Source organism: Pseudomonas sp. DD1 (genome assembly GCF_044510355.1).
GTDB lineage: Bacteria > Pseudomonadota > Gammaproteobacteria > Pseudomonadales > Pseudomonadaceae > Aquipseudomonas > Aquipseudomonas shahriarae.
In genome coordinates, this window is sequence record NZ_MSAJ01000006.1 from 75,287 (window position 1) to 93,862 (window position 18,576).

The 18,576-nt window shown below is 60.0% G+C and carries 21 protein-coding genes; 15 read left to right on the forward strand and 6 right to left on the reverse strand.

The window, feature by feature from the left end; translation table 11 throughout:
- Positions 1 to 7: 7 nt before the first annotated feature.
- The 5 genes from PSFL_RS05230 (at position 8) to ispD (ending at position 5,090) form a co-directional block, all read left to right on the forward strand.
- Positions 8 to 1,639 (forward strand): CTP synthase, encoded by a 1,632-nt coding sequence (locus PSFL_RS05230; protein ID WP_057439891.1) that lies wholly within the window; start codon positions 8 to 10, stop codon positions 1,637 to 1,639.
- Positions 1,640 to 1,644: 5 nt separating this feature from the next.
- Positions 1,645 to 2,490: a 3-deoxy-8-phosphooctulonate synthase gene (gene kdsA / locus PSFL_RS05235; RefSeq protein WP_057439889.1), complete on the forward strand. Its 846-nt coding sequence runs from the start codon at positions 1,645 to 1,647 to the stop codon at positions 2,488 to 2,490.
- A 156-nt stretch (positions 2,491 to 2,646) separates the two neighbouring features.
- Complete coding sequence (eno, locus tag PSFL_RS05240; protein WP_029297253.1) at positions 2,647 to 3,936, forward strand: phosphopyruvate hydratase; 1,290 nt, start codon at positions 2,647 to 2,649, stop codon at positions 3,934 to 3,936.
- Between the two features lie 171 nt (positions 3,937 to 4,107).
- A complete protein-coding gene (ftsB, locus tag PSFL_RS05245) occupies positions 4,108 to 4,386 on the forward strand; it encodes a cell division protein FtsB (RefSeq protein WP_029297251.1) in 279 nt (92 codons plus the stop codon).
- A complete protein-coding gene (gene ispD, locus PSFL_RS05250; RefSeq protein WP_198818012.1) occupies positions 4,383 to 5,090 on the forward strand; it encodes a 2-C-methyl-D-erythritol 4-phosphate cytidylyltransferase in 708 nt (235 codons plus the stop codon). Before ftsB ends, ispD begins: the two co-directional genes overlap by 4 nt.
- A 127-nt stretch (positions 5,091 to 5,217) precedes the next feature.
- On the opposite strand, the gene PSFL_RS05255 is transcribed toward ispD, so the two are convergent.
- A complete protein-coding gene (locus PSFL_RS05255; protein WP_038446476.1) occupies positions 5,218 to 6,114 on the reverse strand; it encodes a LysR substrate-binding domain-containing protein in 897 nt (298 codons plus the stop codon).
- 109 nt (positions 6,115 to 6,223) lie between these two features.
- Between PSFL_RS05255 and PSFL_RS05260 the strand changes: the two genes are divergently transcribed.
- The 8 genes from PSFL_RS05260 to rpoS all read left to right on the forward strand — a co-directional run bounded on the left by PSFL_RS05260 (position 6,224) and on the right by rpoS (position 13,342).
- Entirely contained in the window at positions 6,224 to 7,336 is a 1,113-nt protein-coding gene (locus PSFL_RS05260) for an S-(hydroxymethyl)glutathione dehydrogenase/class III alcohol dehydrogenase (RefSeq protein ID WP_057439887.1), read from the forward strand.
- Positions 7,337 to 7,344: 8 nt separating this feature from the next.
- Positions 7,345 to 8,190, forward strand: a complete 846-nt coding sequence (gene fghA / locus PSFL_RS05265) for an S-formylglutathione hydrolase (RefSeq protein ID WP_397469783.1) — start codon at positions 7,345 to 7,347, stop codon at positions 8,188 to 8,190.
- A 54-nt stretch (positions 8,191 to 8,244) separates the two neighbouring features.
- Complete coding sequence (ispF, locus tag PSFL_RS05270; RefSeq protein ID WP_029297241.1) at positions 8,245 to 8,718, forward strand: 2-C-methyl-D-erythritol 2,4-cyclodiphosphate synthase; 474 nt, start codon at positions 8,245 to 8,247, stop codon at positions 8,716 to 8,718.
- A complete protein-coding gene (gene truD / locus PSFL_RS05275) occupies positions 8,715 to 9,773 on the forward strand; it encodes a tRNA pseudouridine(13) synthase TruD (RefSeq protein WP_397469784.1) in 1,059 nt (352 codons plus the stop codon). The genes ispF and truD overlap by 4 nt, the downstream gene beginning before the upstream one ends.
- Positions 9,761 to 10,510: a 5'/3'-nucleotidase SurE gene (gene surE, locus PSFL_RS05280; RefSeq protein ID WP_169960716.1), complete on the forward strand. Its 750-nt coding sequence runs from the start codon at positions 9,761 to 9,763 to the stop codon at positions 10,508 to 10,510. The genes truD and surE overlap by 13 nt, the downstream gene beginning before the upstream one ends.
- A 41-nt stretch (positions 10,511 to 10,551) precedes the next feature.
- The gene (locus PSFL_RS05285; RefSeq protein WP_169865481.1) at positions 10,552 to 11,187 is read left to right on the forward strand and encodes a protein-L-isoaspartate(D-aspartate) O-methyltransferase; all 636 of its coding nucleotides are present in this window, start codon (positions 10,552 to 10,554) and stop codon (positions 11,185 to 11,187) included.
- Positions 11,188 to 11,398: 211 nt separating this feature from the next.
- Positions 11,399 to 12,232, forward strand: a complete 834-nt coding sequence (locus PSFL_RS05290) for a peptidoglycan DD-metalloendopeptidase family protein (RefSeq protein WP_115127538.1) — start codon at positions 11,399 to 11,401, stop codon at positions 12,230 to 12,232.
- A gap of 105 nt (positions 12,233 to 12,337) precedes the next feature.
- The gene (gene rpoS, locus PSFL_RS05295; RefSeq protein WP_057958709.1) at positions 12,338 to 13,342 is read left to right on the forward strand and encodes an RNA polymerase sigma factor RpoS; all 1,005 of its coding nucleotides are present in this window, start codon (positions 12,338 to 12,340) and stop codon (positions 13,340 to 13,342) included.
- 176 nt (positions 13,343 to 13,518) lie between these two features.
- On the opposite strand, the gene PSFL_RS05300 is transcribed toward rpoS, so the two are convergent.
- Positions 13,519 to 13,728 (reverse strand): cold-shock protein, encoded by a 210-nt coding sequence (locus tag PSFL_RS05300; protein WP_002554837.1) that lies wholly within the window; start codon positions 13,726 to 13,728, stop codon positions 13,519 to 13,521.
- 392 nt (positions 13,729 to 14,120) lie between these two features.
- Here PSFL_RS05300 and dcd point away from each other — a divergent pair, with 392 nt between their 5' ends.
- Both dcd and PSFL_RS05310 read left to right on the forward strand, forming a co-directional pair.
- Positions 14,121 to 14,687, forward strand: coding sequence for a dCTP deaminase (dcd, locus tag PSFL_RS05305; RefSeq protein WP_093412595.1), 567 nt, complete (start codon positions 14,121 to 14,123; stop codon positions 14,685 to 14,687).
- A 107-nt stretch (positions 14,688 to 14,794) separates the two neighbouring features.
- Positions 14,795 to 14,992, forward strand: a complete 198-nt coding sequence (locus tag PSFL_RS05310) for a hypothetical protein (RefSeq protein WP_029297182.1) — start codon at positions 14,795 to 14,797, stop codon at positions 14,990 to 14,992.
- Between the two features lie 186 nt (positions 14,993 to 15,178).
- Here PSFL_RS05310 and PSFL_RS05315 read toward each other — a convergent pair whose 3' ends face one another.
- The 4 genes from PSFL_RS05315 to PSFL_RS05330 are packed head-to-tail and all read right to left on the reverse strand — an operon-like array spanning position 15,179 to position 18,520.
- Positions 15,179 to 15,943 (reverse strand): ABC transporter ATP-binding protein, encoded by a 765-nt coding sequence (locus PSFL_RS05315; RefSeq protein WP_115127539.1) that lies wholly within the window; start codon positions 15,941 to 15,943, stop codon positions 15,179 to 15,181.
- Positions 15,944 to 15,956: 13 nt separating this feature from the next.
- Positions 15,957 to 17,075 (reverse strand): succinylglutamate desuccinylase/aspartoacylase family protein, encoded by a 1,119-nt coding sequence (locus PSFL_RS05320; protein WP_115127540.1) that lies wholly within the window; start codon positions 17,073 to 17,075, stop codon positions 15,957 to 15,959.
- A gap of 9 nt (positions 17,076 to 17,084) precedes the next feature.
- Positions 17,085 to 17,795, reverse strand: coding sequence for an ABC transporter permease (locus PSFL_RS05325; RefSeq protein ID WP_057958712.1), 711 nt, complete (start codon positions 17,793 to 17,795; stop codon positions 17,085 to 17,087).
- Positions 17,792 to 18,520, reverse strand: coding sequence for an ABC transporter permease (locus PSFL_RS05330; RefSeq protein WP_057439877.1), 729 nt, complete (start codon positions 18,518 to 18,520; stop codon positions 17,792 to 17,794). Before PSFL_RS05330 ends, PSFL_RS05325 begins: the two co-directional genes overlap by 4 nt.
- Positions 18,521 to 18,576 lie beyond the last annotated feature (56 nt).

An 18,576-nucleotide genomic window follows, 5' to 3' on the forward strand; every position in this document is an offset into this window, starting at 1 on the left:
GTTTTTCATGACGCGCTACATATTCGTCACGGGCGGTGTTGTTTCTTCATTGGGGAAAGGCATTGCCTCCGCTTCGTTGGCGGCCATCCTGGAGGCGCGGGGACTTAAGGTCACCATGCTCAAGCTGGACCCGTACATCAACGTCGACCCGGGCACCATGAGCCCGTTCCAGCACGGTGAAGTGTTCGTCACCCACGACGGCGCCGAGACCGACCTGGACCTGGGCCACTACGAGCGGTTCATCCGCACGACCATGACCCAGAACAACAACTTCACCACCGGCCGTGTCTACGAGCACGTGCTGCGCAAGGAGCGCCGTGGTGACTACCTGGGTGCAACCATCCAGGTGATCCCGCACATCACCGACGAAATCAAGCGCCGCATCATCAAGGGTGCAGGCGATGCCGACGTGGCGATGGTCGAGATCGGTGGCACCGTGGGTGACATCGAATCCCAACCGTTCCTCGAAGCCATCCGCCAGTTGCGTTTCGAAGTCGGCGCCAAGCGCGCGATGCTGATGCACCTGACCCTGGTGCCGTACATCGCCACCGCTGGCGAAACCAAAACCAAGCCTACCCAGCACTCGGTCAAGGAACTGCGTTCCATCGGCCTGCAGCCGGACGTGCTGGTATGCCGCTCCGATCACCCGATCGACATTTCCTCGCGTCGCAAGATCGCCCAGTTCACCAACGTTGAAGAACGTGCGGTGATTGCCCTGGAAGACGCCGATACCATCTACAAGATCCCAGGCATCCTGCATTCCCAGGGCCTGGATGATTTTGTGGTCGAGCGTTTCGGCCTGCAGTGCAATGGCGCGGACCTGTCCGAGTGGGAAGCGGTGGTTGACGCCAAGCTCAACCCTGAGCACGAAGTCACCATCGCCATGGTTGGCAAGTACATGGAGCTGCTGGACGCGTACAAGTCGCTGATCGAAGCGATGAGCCACGCGGGCATCAGCAACCGTACCAAGGTCAACCTGCGCTACATCGACTCTGAAGACATCGAAAACCAGGGCACCGCGCTGCTCGAAGGTGTGGATGCGATCCTCGTGCCAGGCGGTTTCGGCCTGCGTGGCGTGGAAGGCAAGATCACTGCCGTGCAGTACGCTCGTGAGAACAAGGTGCCTTACCTGGGTATCTGCCTGGGCATGCAAGTGGCCGTTATCGAGTTCGCTCGTAACGTACTGGGCTGGAAAGACGCCAACTCCACCGAGTTCGATCACACCAGCGGCCACCCGGTCGTGGGCCTGATCACCGAGTGGGAAGATGCCACCGGCGCTGTCGAAACCCGTACCGAAAGCTCCGACCTGGGCGGCACCATGCGCCTTGGCGCACAGGATTGCCTGCTGGAGTCCGGCTCGCTGGTGCACGACTGCTACGGCAAGGACGTGATCGTCGAGCGTCACCGTCACCGTTACGAAGTGAACAACAACCTGCTGCCGCAGATCAAAGCGGCTGGCCTGAAAATCTCCGGTCGCTCCGGTGATGGCAAGCTGGTTGAAGTGGTCGAAGCCCCGGATCATCCATGGTTCGTCGCTTGCCAGTTCCACCCTGAGTTCACTTCGACGCCGCGCGACGGTCACCCGTTGTTCAGCGGTTTCGTTAAAGCAGCACTGACGCAACATCAGAAGAAGGCGTAAACCTGATGGCCCAGAAGATCATTCGCGTAGGCGACATCGAAATTGCCAACGACAAGCCCATGGTGCTGTTTGGCGGCATGAACGTGCTGGAAAGCCGCGACATGGCGATGCAGGTCTGTGAAGAGTACGTAAAGGTTACCGAGAAATTGGGTATCCCTTATGTATTCAAGGCCAGCTTCGACAAGGCTAACCGTTCGTCCGTGACCTCCTATCGCGGCCCGGGCCTTGAAGAAGGCATGCGGATCTTCCAGGACATCAAGCAAGCCTTCGGCGTGCCGATCATCACCGACGTCCACGAGCCTGAACAGGCTGGTGTGGTCGCCGAGGTATGCGACATCATCCAGTTGCCGGCCTTCCTGTCGCGCCAGACCGATCTGGTCGTCGCGATGGCCAAGACCGGCGCTGTGATCAATATCAAGAAAGCCCAGTTCCTCGCGCCCCAGGAGATGAAACACATCCTGAACAAGTGCGTGGAAGCGGGTAATGACCAGTTGATCCTCTGCGAGCGTGGTTCGAGCTTCGGCTACAACAACCTCGTGGTGGACATGCTTGGTTTCGGCATCATGAAACAGTTCGAATACCCGGTGTTCTTCGACGTGACCCATGCGCTGCAAATGCCTGGTGGTCGAGCCGATTCCGCCGGTGGCCGACGTGCCCAGGTACTGGATCTGGCCAAGGCCGGTATCAGCCAGTCCCTGGCAGGCCTGTTCCTGGAAGCCCACCCGGATCCGGACAACGCCAAGTGCGACGGTCCTTGCGCTCTGCGCCTGGACAAGCTGGAGCCATTCCTGGCCCAACTCAAGCAATTGGATGAACTGGTCAAGAGTTTTCCGACGGTAGAGACCGCGTAACCCGCGTTTCTCCGGTAAACTTTCCGCGCTTTATGCTCAGGCCCCCGGGCCTGAGTCTTGTCGTCTGCAAGCCTGCCCCGTTGTTCCACCCTTGCGGTCGGTCAAAAGATTTCCTTCAGCTGCGTCGTTTTCGTCAACTTTGGAGTGTTTACAACAATGGCAAAAATCGTCGACATCAAAGGTCGTGAAGTTCTCGACTCCCGTGGCAACCCCACCGTCGAAGCCGACGTGCTTCTCGATAACGGCATCATCGGCAGCGCCTGCGCGCCGTCCGGTGCTTCCACCGGTTCGCGCGAAGCGCTGGAACTGCGTGATGGCGACAAGAGCCGTTACCTGGGCAAGGGTGTCCTCAAGGCAGTAGCCAACATCAACGGTCCGATCCGTGACCTGTTGCTGGGCAAGGACCCGCTGGACCAGAAAGCCCTCGATCACGCGATGATCAAGCTCGACGGCACTGAAAACAAAGGCAGCCTCGGCGCCAATGCGATCCTCGCTGTATCCCTGGCAGCTGCCAAGGCTGCCGCCCAGGACCAGGACCTGCCGCTGTACGCGCACATTGCCAATCTGAACGGCACTCCGGGCGTGTACTCGATGCCAGTCCCAATGATGAACATCATCAACGGTGGCGAGCACGCAGACAACAACGTCGATATCCAGGAATTCATGGTGCAGCCAGTGGGCGCCAAGACCTTCTCCGAAGGCCTGCGCATGGGTACCGAGATTTTCCATCACCTCAAAGCGGTACTGAAGGCCCGTGGCCTGAGTACTGCAGTGGGTGACGAAGGTGGTTTTGCACCGAACCTGGCGTCCAACGAAGATGCACTGAAAGTGATCTCCGAAGCCGTGGCCAACGCTGGCTACAAGCTGGGCACCGACGTGACCCTGGCCCTGGACTGCGCGGCCAGCGAGTTCTACGAAGATGGCAAGTACAACCTGTCCGGCGAAGGCCAGGTGTTCAACTCCGAAGGTTTCGCGGAATACCTGAAGGGCCTGACCCAGCGCTACCCGATCATCTCGATCGAAGACGGCCTGGACGAGTCTGACTGGGACGGTTGGAAAATTCTTACCGACAAGATCGGCGAGAAGATCCAACTGGTCGGTGACGACCTGTTCGTGACCAACACCAAGATCCTGAAAGAAGGCATCGACAAGAAGATCGCCAACTCGATCCTGATCAAGTTCAACCAGATCGGCACCCTGACCGAAACCCTGGAAGCCATCCAGATGGCCAAGGCTGCGGGCTACACCGCCGTGATCTCCCACCGCTCCGGCGAAACCGAAGATTCGACCATTGCCGACCTGGCTGTGGGCACCTCGGCGGGCCAGATCAAAACCGGTTCCCTGTGCCGTTCCGACCGCGTTTCCAAGTACAACCAATTGCTGCGTATCGAAGAGCAACTGGGCGGAAAAGCCAAATACAACGGTCGTGGCGAGTTTCGCGGCTGAGTAGTTGATGGTAAAAAGACAAAGGATTGTGTCGGAAAACTCGCTGTAGAGTGAATTTGCGCACTAATCTGATGCCTATCAAGCACAAGCCTGGGTCTTCCAGGCTTCGTGCTATCAGTTGCTTCAAAAGTTTTGCATGGCTGTCTTTTTTCACTGGATACCCGATATTCGATGCGCAGTCCCAATTGGTTGTTCCTCGTCCTGCTCTTGCTGCTGGCTGGCCTGCAGTACCGCCTTTGGGTGGGCAATGGCAGTCTGGCGCAGGTGACCGACCTGACCCAGCAAATTGCCGCGCAGCACGCCGAGAACGAGGTGTTGCTGGAGCGCAACCGTGTGCTCGATGCCGAAGTGCTTGAGTTGAAAAAAGGCATGGAGACCGTTGAAGAGCGGGCTCGTCATGAATTGGGCATGGTCAAGGAGGGCGAAACCCTCTACCAGTTGGCCCAATGAGCGCCTGTTTGCCGGCCTTCTGGGCCGTGATTCCTGCCGCGGGCGTCGGTGCCCGTATGGCCGCGGACCGTCCCAAGCAGTATCTGCAGTTGGGCGGGCGCACTATTCTCGAACACAGCCTTGGCTGTTTTCTCGACCATCCGAGCCTCAAGGGGCTGGTGGTCAGTCTGGCGGTCGATGATCCTTACTGGCCCAACCTGGCGTGTGCTGCCGACCCGCGTATCCAACGTGCGGACGGCGGGGCAGAGCGCTCAGGCTCGGTGCTCAATGCACTGCTGCAACTCAATGCCCTGGGCGCCAGCGATGACGACTGGGTGCTGGTGCACGATGCTGCGCGGCCGAACCTGAGCCGCGAAGACCTCGACACGTTATTGGCGCAGTTGGCGGACGACCCGGTGGGTGGCTTGCTCGCCGTACCGGCCCGCGACACCCTCAAGCGTGTCGACAAGCGGGGGCGGGTGGTGGAAACCATTGACCGTAGCCTGATCTGGCAAGCCTACACCCCGCAAATGTTCCGCCTCGGCGCCTTGCACCGCGCGTTGGCCGATAGCCTGGTGGCTGATGCGCTCATCACCGATGAAGCCTCGGCCATGGAGTGGTCTGGCCAGGCGCCACGCCTGGTGGAAGGGCGTGCGGACAATATCAAGGTGACGCGGCCGGAGGATCTGGAGTGGCTTAGGTTGCGGTGGGCTAATCGCCGGTAGGCTGCTGGAACGAGGTGACTTCATCGCAGGCAAGCCAGCTCCCACACCTGACCGCATTCCAACAGAGATACGCGGTCAGGTGTGGGAGCTGGCTTGCCTGCGATGAGGCCAGGCCAGGCACCCCAGATCACCCGCCATACTCCGGCCGCCCAGCCAGCCCCTCCTTCAAGAACTCCACCAACTTGCGCACCTTTGGCGATAAATGCCGCTGTTGCGGATACAGCGCCCACACCGCCGTATTCGGCGGTTGATGGGCTTCAAGCAGTGAAACCAGCGCGCCGCTGTGCAAGTGCTCCAGCACGTAATAGTCCGGCAACTGGCACAACCCCACCCCTTGCAACGCCGCATCCAGCACCGCTTGCCCACTGTTGCAGCGCCAGTTTCCCTGCACGCGCTGGGAAAATTCGCGTCCATCCTGCGCCAGCTGCCAAATATCCGAACTGCCGATCAGGCAGTTATGCCGGCTCAGTTCCGACAAGCTATGGGGGCGCCCGTACCGCTCCAGGTAGGACGGCGACGCACAGAGATACATGCGTCTCGGCGCCAGGCGGCTGGCGACCATTCGTGAATCCTGCAGGCGGCCCAGGCGAATCGCCAGGTCCAGGCCTTCATGCACCAGGTCGAGGGGGCGGTTGCTCAGTTCAATATCCACCCGCAATTGCGGATAAAGCCCCATGAAGCGTGTTACCAACGGCACGATAAAACGTTCGCCATAAGCCACGGCGCAGGTCATGCGCAACATACCCTTGGGTTCACTGGTCAGGTCGCCCACCGCGCGCAAGGCTTCTTCGCGTCCGTCTTGCAGGCGTTGGCAATGTTGCAGAAAGGTCTGCCCGGCCTCGGTCAGCGTGACGCGTCGGGTGCTGCGATAGAGCAGACGGGTTTGCAGGCGTTCTTCCAGGCGTGCCACCTGGCGGCTGATATGGGACGAGGACACGCCCAGGCGTTCGGCGGCAGCGGTAAATTGGCTGCACTCGGCCACTGCGACGAACTCATCAATGCCTTCCCAGCGGTTTTCAAGCATGGTGATTATCCCAGTACAGCAATAATGTTTTGCTTTTGCCTGGATTATTAATCAATGAGCCATGTTTTACACTGTCCGTCTTACTTTTTAAGCCCCAGGAGAAACCCGGATGATCAAGTCACGCGCTGCTGTCGCCTTTGAAGCCAAGAAACCACTGGAGATTGTGGAAGTGGATGTCGCCATGCCCAAGGCCGGTGAAGTCCTGCTGCGCGTGGTTGCCTCCGGGGTTTGTCATACCGATGCCTACACCCTGTCGGGCGCCGATCCGGAGGGTATTTTCCCGTCGATCCTCGGCCATGAAGGCGGTGCGGTAGTCGAAGCGATTGGCGAGGGTGTGACCTCGGTAGCCGTGGGTGACCACGTGATCCCGCTGTACACCCCGGAATGCGGCAAGTGCAAGTTCTGCCTGTCGGGCAAGACCAACCTGTGCCAGGCCATCCGCGCAACCCAGGGCAAAGGCCTGATGCCGGACGGCACTACGCGCTTCTCCTACAAGGGCCAGCCGATTTTCCACTACATGGGTACTTCGACCTTTTCCGAATACACCGTGTTGCCGGAAATCTCCGTGGCCAAGATTCCTAAAGAAGCTCCGCTGGAAAAAGTCTGCCTGCTGGGCTGCGGCGTCACCACCGGTATCGGTGCGGTGATCAACACCGCCAAGGTCAAGCCGGGCGATACCGTGGCCATCTTCGGCCTCGGCGGGATTGGCTTGTCGGCTGTGATCGGTGCAGTGAAGGCCAAGGCCGGCCGTATCATCGCCATCGACATCAACCCGGCCAAGTTTGAAATCGCCAAGCAACTGGGCGCCACCGACTGCATCAACCCGAAAGACTACGACCGGCCGATCCAGGACGTTATCGTCGATTTGACCGACGGCGGCGTGGACTTTTCCTTCGAGTGCATTGGCAATGTCCAACTGATGCGCGCGGCCCTGGAGTGCTGCCACAAAGGTTGGGGCGAGTCGGTGATCATCGGTGTCGCCGGGGCCGGCCAGGAAATTTCTACCCGTCCCTTCCAGCTGGTGACCGGTCGCGTCTGGCGCGGTTCGGCCTTCGGTGGCGTGCGTGGCCGCAGCGAGTTGCCAAGCTACGTGGAAATGGCCCAGAGCGGCGAAATCCCGTTGGATACCTTCATCACCCACACCATGGGCCTGGAAGATATCAATAAGGCGTTCGACCTGATGCATGAAGGCAAAAGCATTCGTACCGTCATCCATTTCTGAGGTCGGCCATGAGTCTGCAAAACCTGTCATGCCAGAAGAGCTTCGGCGGCTGGCATAAGCGTTACAAACATCATTCCGATGTGCTGGACTGCGACATGACCTTCGCCGTCTACCTGCCACCCCAGGCGGAGCTGGGCGGCAAGTTGCCGGTGCTGTACTGGCTGTCGGGGCTGACCTGCACCGATGAGAACTTCATGCAAAAGGCCGGCGCGCAACGTATGGCGGCCGAACTGGGAATGATCATCGTCGCGCCGGACACCAGCCCCCGTGGGCCGGGTGTACCGGGCGACCCTGACAATGCCTGGGACTTTGGCCTGGGTGCCGGGTTTTACTTGAATGCCACGCAAGAGCCGTGGAGCAAGCACTATCGGATGCATGACTATGTAGTGCACGAATTGCCGGCGTTGGTTGAAGCGCATTTCCCGGCTTCCGACAAGCGTGGCATCAGCGGGCACTCCATGGGCGGCCACGGTGCGCTGGTGTGTGCCTTGCGCAATCCTGGGCGCTACCAGTCGGTGTCGGCGTTCTCGCCGATCAACAATCCGATGGATTGCCCTTGGGGGCAGAAGGCTTTTTCCCGCTACCTGGGGGAAGAGCGTTCGAAGTGGCGCGAATGGGATGCCTGCGTGCTGATCAGCGAAGCCTCGGAAAAACTGCCGTTGCTGGTGGACCAGGGCGATCGCGACGACTTCCTCGCCGCCCAGCTCAAGCCCGAGGCCTTGCAACAAGCCGCCAAGGCCGCCGGCCATCCGCTGGAGCTGCGCCTGCAGCCGGGTTATGACCACAGCTACTTCTTTATCGCCAGCTTCATCGAGGACCACTTGCGTCATCATGGACGTGCTTTGCTCGGTTAATGTCCGGCAAAAGTAGGTAGAATCACGCCCTGAATTAACTCGGGGCGTTTTTTTATGCGTATTGGCCACGGCTATGATGTGCACCGTTTCGCCGAAGGCGACTTCATCACCCTGGGCGGCGTGCGCATTGCGCACCACCATGGGTTGCTGGCTCATTCCGACGGCGACGTTGTGCTGCATGCCTTGAGCGATGCCTTGCTCGGCGCGGCGGCGTTGGGGGATATCGGTAAACACTTTCCGGACACCGATCCCACCTTCAAGGGCGCGGACAGTCGCGTGCTGCTGCGGCATGTGGTCGGCCTGATCCATGCCAAGGGCTGGAAGGTCGGTAATGTCGATAACACCATCGTCGCCCAGGCGCCCAAAATGGCCCCGCATATCGAGTCGATGCGCGCAGTGATTGCCGCCGATCTGCAAATAGAACTGGATCAAGTCAACGTGAAAGCCACCACCACCGAAAAACTCGGGTTTACCGGTCGAGAAGAGGGCATCGCCGTGCACTCCGTCGCCTTGTTGCTGCGCGCATGAACGACCTGCAACTGTTGGGGCCACGGGCCTATGGTGAAGCACTGGGCAGCGCGGTACTCAAGGCGACGGCTGAGGACTTCCAGGTGGACGAGGTGCTGGATATCCCGCTGACCGGCGAAGGCGAGCACCTGTGGCTGTGGGTGGAAAAGCGTGGCCTGAACACCGAAGAGGCCGCGCGGCGCATTGCCAAGGCTGCCGGCGTGCCCTTGCGCACGGTCAGCTATGCCGGCCTCAAGGATCGCCAGGCGCTGACCCGCCAGTGGTTCAGCGTGCAACTGCCCGGCAAGGCCGATCCAGATCTGAGCGCGGCGGAAAACGACACCCTGAAGATCCTCAAGACCGCCCGCCACAAGCGCAAGTTGCAGCGTGGCGCCCATGCGGCCAACGGTTTTACCCTGCGCCTGACCCAGCTGGTCGGTGACCACGCCGCGATCGATGCGCGCCTGCAACTGATCGCCCAACACGGTATCCCCAACTATTTCGGCGCCCAGCGGTTTGGCCATAACGGCGGCAACGTCGTCGATGCCCGCGACTGGGCGGCCCGCAAGGCCCTGCCGGAGCAGCGCAATGTGCGTTCGCGCCTGCTGTCGACCGCGCGCAGCTTTGTGTTCAATAAAGTGCTGGCGGCGCGGGTTGCCGATGGTTCATGGCAGCGCGCCCAGGTCGGTGACTTGCTGGCGTTCACCGACAGCCGCAGCTTTTTCCCGGCCTGGGAGGCGGAGTGCAGCGATCCGCGCCTGGCCATCCTCGACCTGCATCCCACCGGCCCGCAGTGGGGTGAAGGCGAATCGCCCGCCGGCGGCGCCACCCATGCGCTGGAGCAAACCGTCGCAGCGAGCGAAGCAGACCTGTGCGATTGGCTGGCCAAAGCCGGCATGAGTCAGGAGCGACGCATTCTGCGACTGCCCATTGGCGGGTTGACGTGGCATTATCCCGAGACTGACATTCTGCAATTGGAATTCGTCCTGCCGGCCGGATGCTTCGCCACTGTTTTGGTGCGCGAGCTTGTTGATCTGGTGCCGGTGGGGCAGACGGACAGCCCATGCGTATTCTGATATCTAACGACGACGGGGTCACCGCACCCGGCCTTGCCGCGCTTCATGCTGCGCTGGCCGATTACGCCGAATGCGTGGTGGTTGCCCCGGACCAGGACAAAAGCGGCGCCAGCAGTTCGCTGACGCTCGACCGTCCTTTGCACCCGCAAACGTTGGCCAACGGCTTTATCAGCGTAAATGGCACGCCGACCGATTGCGTGCACCTGGCGATCAACAGTTTGCTGGCCGATGAGCCGGATTTAGTGGTTTCCGGGATCAACCTGGGCGCCAACCTGGGCGATGACGTGTTGTACTCCGGCACCGTGGCGGCGGCCCTTGAAGGGCGTTTCCTGGGGCGCACGGCATTTGCCTTTTCGTTGGCGTCGCGGCAGGTGGATAACCTGGCGACCGCCGCGTACTTCGCGCGCAAACTGGTGGAGGCCCACGACACTCTGGTGCTGCCGCCACGTACAGTGCTCAACGTCAATATCCCCAATCTGCCCCTGGACCATATTCGCGGTATCCAGTTGACCCGCCTGGGCCATCGTGCCCGCGCCGCGGCACCGCTGAAAGTGGTCGATCCCCGTGGCAGGGAAGGCTACTGGATTGCTGCAGCGGGCGACGCCGAGGATGGCGGGCCGGGCACGGACTTTCATGCGGTGATGCAAGGTTATGTTTCGATTACCCCGTTACAACTTGATCGCACCTTCAATGATGCCTTCGGTGGTCTCGATCCCTGGCTGGAGGGGCTGCGCTGATGGCTCGTGAACAGGACGACCTGTTGCGCCGTGGCATCGGCATGACCTCCCAGCGCACCCGTGAGCGATTGATCCAGCGGCTCTACGAAGAGGGGCTGTCCAACGCCCAGGTGTTGGAAGTCATCCGTCGTACCCCGCGTCATCTGTTTGTCGATGAGGCCCTGGCCCATCGCGCCTATGAAGACACCGCGCTGCCCATTGGCCATAACCAGACCATCTCCCAGCCCTACATGGTGGCGCGCATGAGCGAGCTGCTGCTGGCGGCGGGCCCGCTGGACAAAGTGCTGGAAATCGGCACCGGCTCCGGCTACCAGACCGCCGTGCTCTCGCAGCTGGTGGAGCGGGTGTTTTCCGTCGAGCGGATCAAGGTCCTGCAGGACCGGGCCAAGGAGCGCCTGGTGGAGTTGAACCTGCGCAATGTGGTGTTTCGCTGGGGGGACGGCTGGGAGGGCTGGCCGGCATTGGCGCCCTATAACGGCATCATCGTGACGGCCGTGGCCACGGATGTGCCTCAGGCGCTTCTCGACCAACTGGCCCCGGGCGGGCGCCTGGTGATTCCGGTCGGCTCGGGCGAAGTACAGCAACTGATGTTGATTGTGCGCGAAGAAGAGGGTTTTTCGCGGCATGTCCTGGGGGCAGTGCGTTTTGTGCCGTTACTTAATGGGCCGCTGGCCTGATCATTTATGACGGCGTACTGAATTCTATTGCCGGGTATGTGTCTTACAGCGGGGTTCATTGAGTCAACATCAAGTTGGGTAGTTACTCAACGAGATGAATTTTTCGTTTCTACCTTGTTGCCGGTTAACGTCCGGCAGCCAGTTATACTTGCGACATATTTCAAGCCTGATACAGGCGTTCATGTTTCAGCCACCACAAAGGGAGCGGCGGGTGAGTCTCACAGTCATTGCGCAGCGTATGAGTAAAACGAGCTTTCAGCGACTGGTGATTGGCCTTGTCTTGAGTTCCTTGTTGGCTGCCTGTTCCAACACAGGCGGCGGGGCGCGGGTCGTCGACCGCAATAGCGCGGCACCGCAGCGGCCTACGGTGACCACCGGGCAGTACGTGGTGCGCAAGGGCGATACCATGTTCTCGATCGCCTTCCGTTATGGTTGGGATTACAAGGCGCTGGCCGCGCGGAACAACATCCCAGTGCCCTATACGATTCATCCGGGGCAAACGATACGCTTCGATGGGCGCACGGGTTCGGCACCCACGGCAGTTGTGACAAAATCCGGTTCCTCGGCTTCTTCTTCCAGCAAGACGACGGTCTTCACCCGGCCTGCAGGCACCGCTGCGCCGGCGGCTGCGAGCAAGCCGGCAGCCGCGCCGTTGCCACCTGCGGGGCCTGCGCCGAAGGGTTGGGGATGGCCCTCAAATGGCATTCTTATTGGAAAATTCTCTTCAAACGGTAGTTTGAATAAAGGCATTGATATCGCCGGGGATTTGGGACAGCCTGTTTTAGCTGCGTCTGATGGGACTGTTGTATACGCCGGGAGTGGTCTACGGGGTTACGGCGAATTGGTCATCATCAAACACAGCGATACCTACGTCAGTGCCTACGGTCATAACCGCAGGTTGTTGGTTCGGGAGGGGCAGCAGGTCAAAGTCGGACAGACAATTGCCGAAATGGGGTCGACTGGTACAGACCGGGTGAAACTGCACTTTGAGATTCGCCGCCAAGGTAAGCCTGTAGATCCACTGCAATTCCTACCCCGGCGTTGATGTGTTGTCAGCCTGTTCCCTCACGTAGAAGGAACAGGCTCCAGCGTTGCCAAGGATAAAGGCGTCGCTTGAGCTTGAGGTCGAACTCACCAAAGGACTATAACAATGGCTCTCAGTAAAGAAGCGCCGGAGTTTGACATCGACGATGAGGTTCTCCTTATGGAGACCGGCATCGGTACGGATTCGATGTCGAATGAGGGACCCGCTGTACCTTCAGTTCGTACCAAGTCCAAAAACTCCACAGCGTTAAAACAGCATAAGTACATTGATTACACCCGGGCGCTCGATGCGACCCAGTTGTATCTCAATGAAATCGGCTTTTCCCCCTTGCTCACTCCAGAAGAAGAAGTCCATTTTGCGCGACTGTCGCAAAAGGGCGATCCTGCTGGGCGCAAGCGCATGATTGAAAGTAACCTGCGACTGGTGGTGAAAATCGCCCGACGCTATGTCAATCGTGGGCTGTCCCTGTTGGACTTGATCGAAGAGGGCAACCTCGGCCTGATCCGGGCAGTGGAGAAGTTTGACCCCGAACGGGGTTTTCGCTTCTCGACCTACGCTACGTGGTGGATTCGCCAGACCATCGAACGGGCAATCATGAATCAGACCCGGACCATCCGGTTGCCGATTCATGTCGTCAAGGAGCTTAACGTGTACCTGCGGGCAGCACGTGAGCTCACTCAAAAGCTGGATCATGAACCATCGCCTGAAGAGATCGCCAACCTGCTGGAAAAACCGGTGGGAGAGGTCAAGCGCATGCTGGGTCTTAATGAGCGTGTGTCTTCGGTCGATGTCTCGCTGGGTCCGGATTCGGATAAAACCCTGCTGGACACCCTGACGGATGACCGACCAACGGATCCGTGTGAGCTGTTGCAGGACGATGACTTGTCGCAGAGCATCGACCAATGGCTTTCAGAACTGACGGACAAGCAGCGCGAGGTGGTGATTCGCCGCTTCGGTCTGCGTGGCCATGAGAGCAGTACCCTGGAGGATGTTGGCCTGGAGATCGGCTTGACCCGCGAGCGGGTGCGGCAGATCCAGGTTGAGGGTCTCAAGCGCTTGCGGGAGATCCTGGAGAAGAATGGCTTGTCGAGTGAGTCGTTGTTTCAGTAACGGCTTGTAAGGTAGCTATGAGAACGCCCGGTGCATGGGAGTGCACCGGGCGTTTTGCGTTGTGGGAGCCCGGCTTGCCGACGATGGCGACCCTCGCCGCAAGGGCAGCATCAAATCCCAGGCATAAAAAAACCCCGCTTTTAAGGGCGGGGTTCTTTCGACTAAGTCAGTACAAGTTAGATAACTTGAACTTCTTCAGCTTGCATGCCTTTCTGACCGCGGGTAGCGATGAAAGAAACCTGTTGGCCTTCTTTCAGGCTTTTGAAGCCGTCGGATTGGATAGCTTTGAAGTGAACGAACAGGTCGTCACCGGATTGTGGAGTGATGAAGCCGAAGCCTTTTTCATCGTTGAACCACTTAACGGTACCAGTTTGGCGATTAGACATGGTGTATCTCCTTGGACAAAGTTAACTGCGACTCAGGAAAAGCCCTGGCCGAGACTGAGTGCAAAGAGCAGGAAAAATTCTTGGAGATGGTTGGATCGAAATTCAACATATCGTGTAGAGATTCTCAGTGACACAAGCAGCACAGTGGCGCCACCTTAACCCTTTTTCCGGAACGTGCCAATGGTATTTCCGAAGGTTTCTCTATTTTCGTGACTGGCGGTGCCTTTTACAGGCCTGCGGCCCTTTAATTCAGGGGCAGGGCCCGCCCCATACGGCTGACAGTGATCGGGCGCAACTTAATCAAGAAAAACCCCCGCGTCCTTTGAACCGCGAGGCCAGCCCCGGTAAGATGCCCAACAGAATTTTCCACCTCGCTATTCAGGACACCCGCCATGAGCATCAAATCGGACAAGTGGATTCGCCGCATGGCGCAAGAGCACGGCATGATCGAACCCTTCGTCGAGCGCCAGATGCGCGGAGAGGGCACCGAGCGCCTGATTTCGTTCGGGGTTTCCAGCTACGGCTACGATGTGCGTTGCGCCGATGAGTTCAAGGTGTTCACCAACATCAACTCGGCCACCGTCGATCCGAAAAATTTCGATGAAAAGAGTTTCGTCGATGTGAAGAGCGACGTGTGCATCATCCCGCCAAACTCCTTTGCCCTGGCGCGCACTGTCGAGTTCTTCCGTATTCCGCGCAATGTGCTGACCATCTGCCTGGGCAAGAGCACCTACGCGCGCTGCGGCATTATCGTCAACGTGACTCCGCTTGAGCCGGAATGGGAAGGCCACGTGACCCTGGAGTTCTCCAACACCACCACCTTGCCGGCCAAGATCTACGCCAATGAAGGCGTCGCACAGATGCTGTTCTTCGAATCCGACGAAGAGTGCGAAGTGTCCTATAAAGACCGTGGCGGCAAGTACCAGGGCCAGCGCGGCGTCACCCTGCCACGCACCTGATCGAAACGTCTTACAGAGCAAGGGAATTTGTCAGCGGGCAGGCACTCTATTGGGAGTACTGCCTCGGCGCGTGCACAGCGCGCCGAGCCACGCTTGAGGAGTACCCTATGAAGATCGACCCGCGAATCAGCGCCGAACTTGCCCGGCTTGAACCCAACCAAATTGGTGTTCTGGCCTGGTCCCTGATGGCCGACCCCGCCGCCGGCGGTATCCCTGGCCAGCCTGACCCCGATACCCCGGAACAACCCACCGAGCCTGGTGTGCCGACCCTGCCGGATGAGCCACCACCCGCGCCAGTGGCCTGACAGGCCTCCACAAACCGCTGGTAGCTTTTGTGGTGGCGAGCGGGCTTGCCCGCGTTGGGCTGCGCAGCAGCCCTGAAACCTGGCGCCGCGGTGTATCTGAAGACAGGCGGCAACGTTATAGGGGCTGCTACGCAGCCCGACGCGGGCAAGCCCGCTCGCCACAGTAAGGCCTCTTGCCTTGGCCTCTTACTTCAGATTGCCACTTAGAAACTGCCGCAAACGCTCGCTTTTCGGGTTGCCCAGCACGTCTTCCGGCGTGCCTTCCTCCTCCACCAGCCCGTGGTGCAAAAACAGCACCTGGCTGGAAACCTTGCGCGCAAAACTCATCTCGTGGGTCACCATGATCATGGTCCGCCCCTCTTCAGCCAGGCCCTGGATCACCTTCAGCACTTCGCCCACCAGTTCCGGGTCGAGGGCCGATGTCGGCTCGTCGAACAGCATCACCTCCGGCTCCATCGCCAGGGCGCGTGCGATCGCCACTCGCTGTTGCTGGCCCCCCGAGAGGAACGCCGGATACTGCTCGGCCACCCGTGCCGGCAGCCCTACCTTGTCCAGATAACGCCGGGCACGGTCCTCGGCGTCCTTTTTGCTGCAGCCCAGGACCCGGCGCGGGGCCATGCTGATGTTTTCCAGCACGCTCATATGGCTCCACAGGTTGAAGTGCTGGAACACCATCGCCAGGCGGGTGCGCAGGCGCTGTAGCTCGGCTTCGTCGGCCACGCGCATGCCGTGGCGGTCGCTGACCATACGGATCGGCTGGCCATCCAGGCTAATGGCGCCGTCATTGGGTTGTTCAAGAAAGTTGATGCAACGCAGGAAGGTACTTTTCCCCGAGCCGCTGGCGCCGATCAGGCTGATCACATCACCGCTTTTGGCCTTTAGCGAAACACCTTTGAGCACTTCATGGTCGCCATAGCTTTTATGCAGGCCTTCAACGGTCAGTTTGTACATGGGGCGTGCATCCTCAAGGCGATAGTAAATAGCCGCTGCGATAGGGCGTAAGGCCGGCGACATGGGCAATCACCATGCCGGCCGTGGCCATGCGCCTTAGCGAGCGGGCATACATCAGGCCGGCATGGCGGCAGTGAACGGGGGTGACGCGGTCGTGAATGGGGTCAATGACCTCGGCGACCAACTGCCCGGCCTCCAGGTATTCCCCTGGCAGCGCGTGGAACACAAGCAAGCCACCTAGCGGGGTTGCCACCGGTTCGACGGCAGCCAGCGGCGTGGCGGGGTAGGGCAAGTCGGGCAGCGGTGCAGGTTCGCCGCTGATGGCGCCAAATTGGATCAGATAGTCGATGATCGCCTGGCAATCGAGACTGGCCAGGCCGTGATTGACATCGCCCTGGCCGCGCAACTCCAGGGTCACGGAAAAACTGCCCTGGGGAATCTCGAAGCGCTCGCCAAAACGTTGCTGCAATTGCCACCAGAGCAGGGTGAAACACTCATCGAAGGATTGCCCCCCGGAATCGGTGGCCAGCAGGCAGGCTTCGGCGCCGATGTAACGGGCCAGCGGCTCGACCTGCGGCCAGGCCTCGGGGGTGGTGTAAAGGTGGGCGACGGCTTCGAAGTCGCAATGTAGGTCCAGCACCATATCGGCATCACAGGCCAGGCGTTGCAGCACCAGGCGCTGGGATTGCAGCTGCGTGGCCGGTACATGACGGTCGAGGGCCTGGCGCAGGCTGTCGCGGATCAGCGCGACGTTGCGCCTTGGATCATCCCCCAGCCGGCCCTCGACCTGATTGCCGACCTCGTCACTGAGGTCGACAAACAGGCGATTGAAATTCTGCCCGCTCTCCAGCTCGTAGCGGCCCAGGGGAATGTCCATCAGCACTTGCTCCAGGCCTACTGGATTGGCCACCGGCACCAGCACGATTTCGCTGCGCAGGCGGCCGGCTGCAGCCAGTTCCGCCAGGCGTACCTTCAAGTGCCAGGCCACCAGCATGCCGGGCAGTTCGTCGGCGTGCAGCGAGGATTGGATGTAGATTTTGCCTTCGGCCTGCTCTGGCCCGAAGTGAAAACTGTGAATCTGCCGTGCCGTGCCTGGCACGGGGGCGAGGAGGGGATGAATCTGTTGCCGCATAGGGGCTCCTTAATGGCTCGGCCCGAGAAAGGCCAGCCAGCGCCGCTCCGCCAGACGAAACAGACCGACCAGGGCAAAGGTCACGGTCAGGTAGATCAGCGCAGCGATACCAAACGATTGGAAAGTCAGGAAGGTGGCCGAGTTGGCGTCCCGGGCGACTTTGAGGATGTCCGGGATCGTCGCGGTAAAGGCTACCGTCGTCGAGTGCAGCATCAGGATCACTTCATTACTGTAGTACGGCAATGAACGGCGCAGGGCCGACGGCATGATCACGTAGGCGTAGAGTTTCCAGCCGCTCAGGCCATAGGCTTTCGCCGCTTCGACCTCACCATGGGCCATGCTGCGGATGGCTCCGGCGAAGATTTCCGTGGTGTAGGCGCAGGTGTTGAGGGCAAAGGCCAGAAGGGTGCAGTTCATCGCGTCGCGAAAAAACGCATCCAGCAATGGTTGTGCGCGAACCGCAGCGAGGCTGTAGATACCGGTGTAGCAGATCAGCAGCTGGATATAGAGCGGTGTGCCGCGAAACAGGTAGGTGTAGAACTGCACCGGCCAACGGACCCAGCGCTTGGGCGAGACGCGGGCAATGGACAACGGGATCGACACCACGAAACCCATGCAGATAGAGGCCGTGAGCAGCCACATCGTCATGGCCAGGCCGCTCATATGGTTGCCATCGCTGTAGAGGAAAGGCCGCCAGTACTCCTGCAACAGTTCGATCATCGCACTGCCTCCCGTGAGCCGGCGGCGTAACGGGCTTCCAGCCTGCGCAGGACGAAGTTTGATGCGCTGGTAATGGCCAGGTAGATCAAGGCCGCCACCACCAGGAAAAAGAACAGTTGGTAGGTACTTTTGCCAGCATCCTGGGCAGCCTTGACCACGTCGGCCAGGCCGATGATCGACACCAGCGCCGTGGCCTTGAGCATCACCATCCAGTTATTGCCAATGCCCGGCAAAGCGAAGCGCATCATTTGCGGGAAGGTCACGTAGCGAAAGCGCTGCCCGCGCTTGAGGCCATAGGCCGTGGCGGCCTCGAGCTGGCCGCGGGGCACGGCGAGGATCGCGCCGCGAAAAGTCTCGGTGAAATACGCACCGTAGATAAAGCCCAGGGTAATCACCCCGGCGCCGAACGGGTTGATCTCGATGTATTCCCATTCCATGTAGTCGGTGAAGCTGGTCAGCCAGGTTTGCAGGCTGTAGAAAATCAACAGCATCAGCACCAGGTCCGGCACGCCGCGAATCAAGGTGGTGTACAGCTGCGCGGGAATGCGCAGCAGCGCCAGGCTCGACAACTTGGCGCTGGCGCCGATCAGTCCCAGCAGCACGCTGACGGCCAGGGACAGCACCGACAGCTTGATGGTCATCCAGGTGCCTTGCAGCAACAGCGGGCCAAACCCTTTCAAGCTGAACGCGCCAAGCCCGAGGGTCTGCAACAGGTCTTCAAACATGGGGTACGCCTTTGGCAATCGGTAGTGCGCCCACCCCTTGGAGCGGCGGGCGCCGC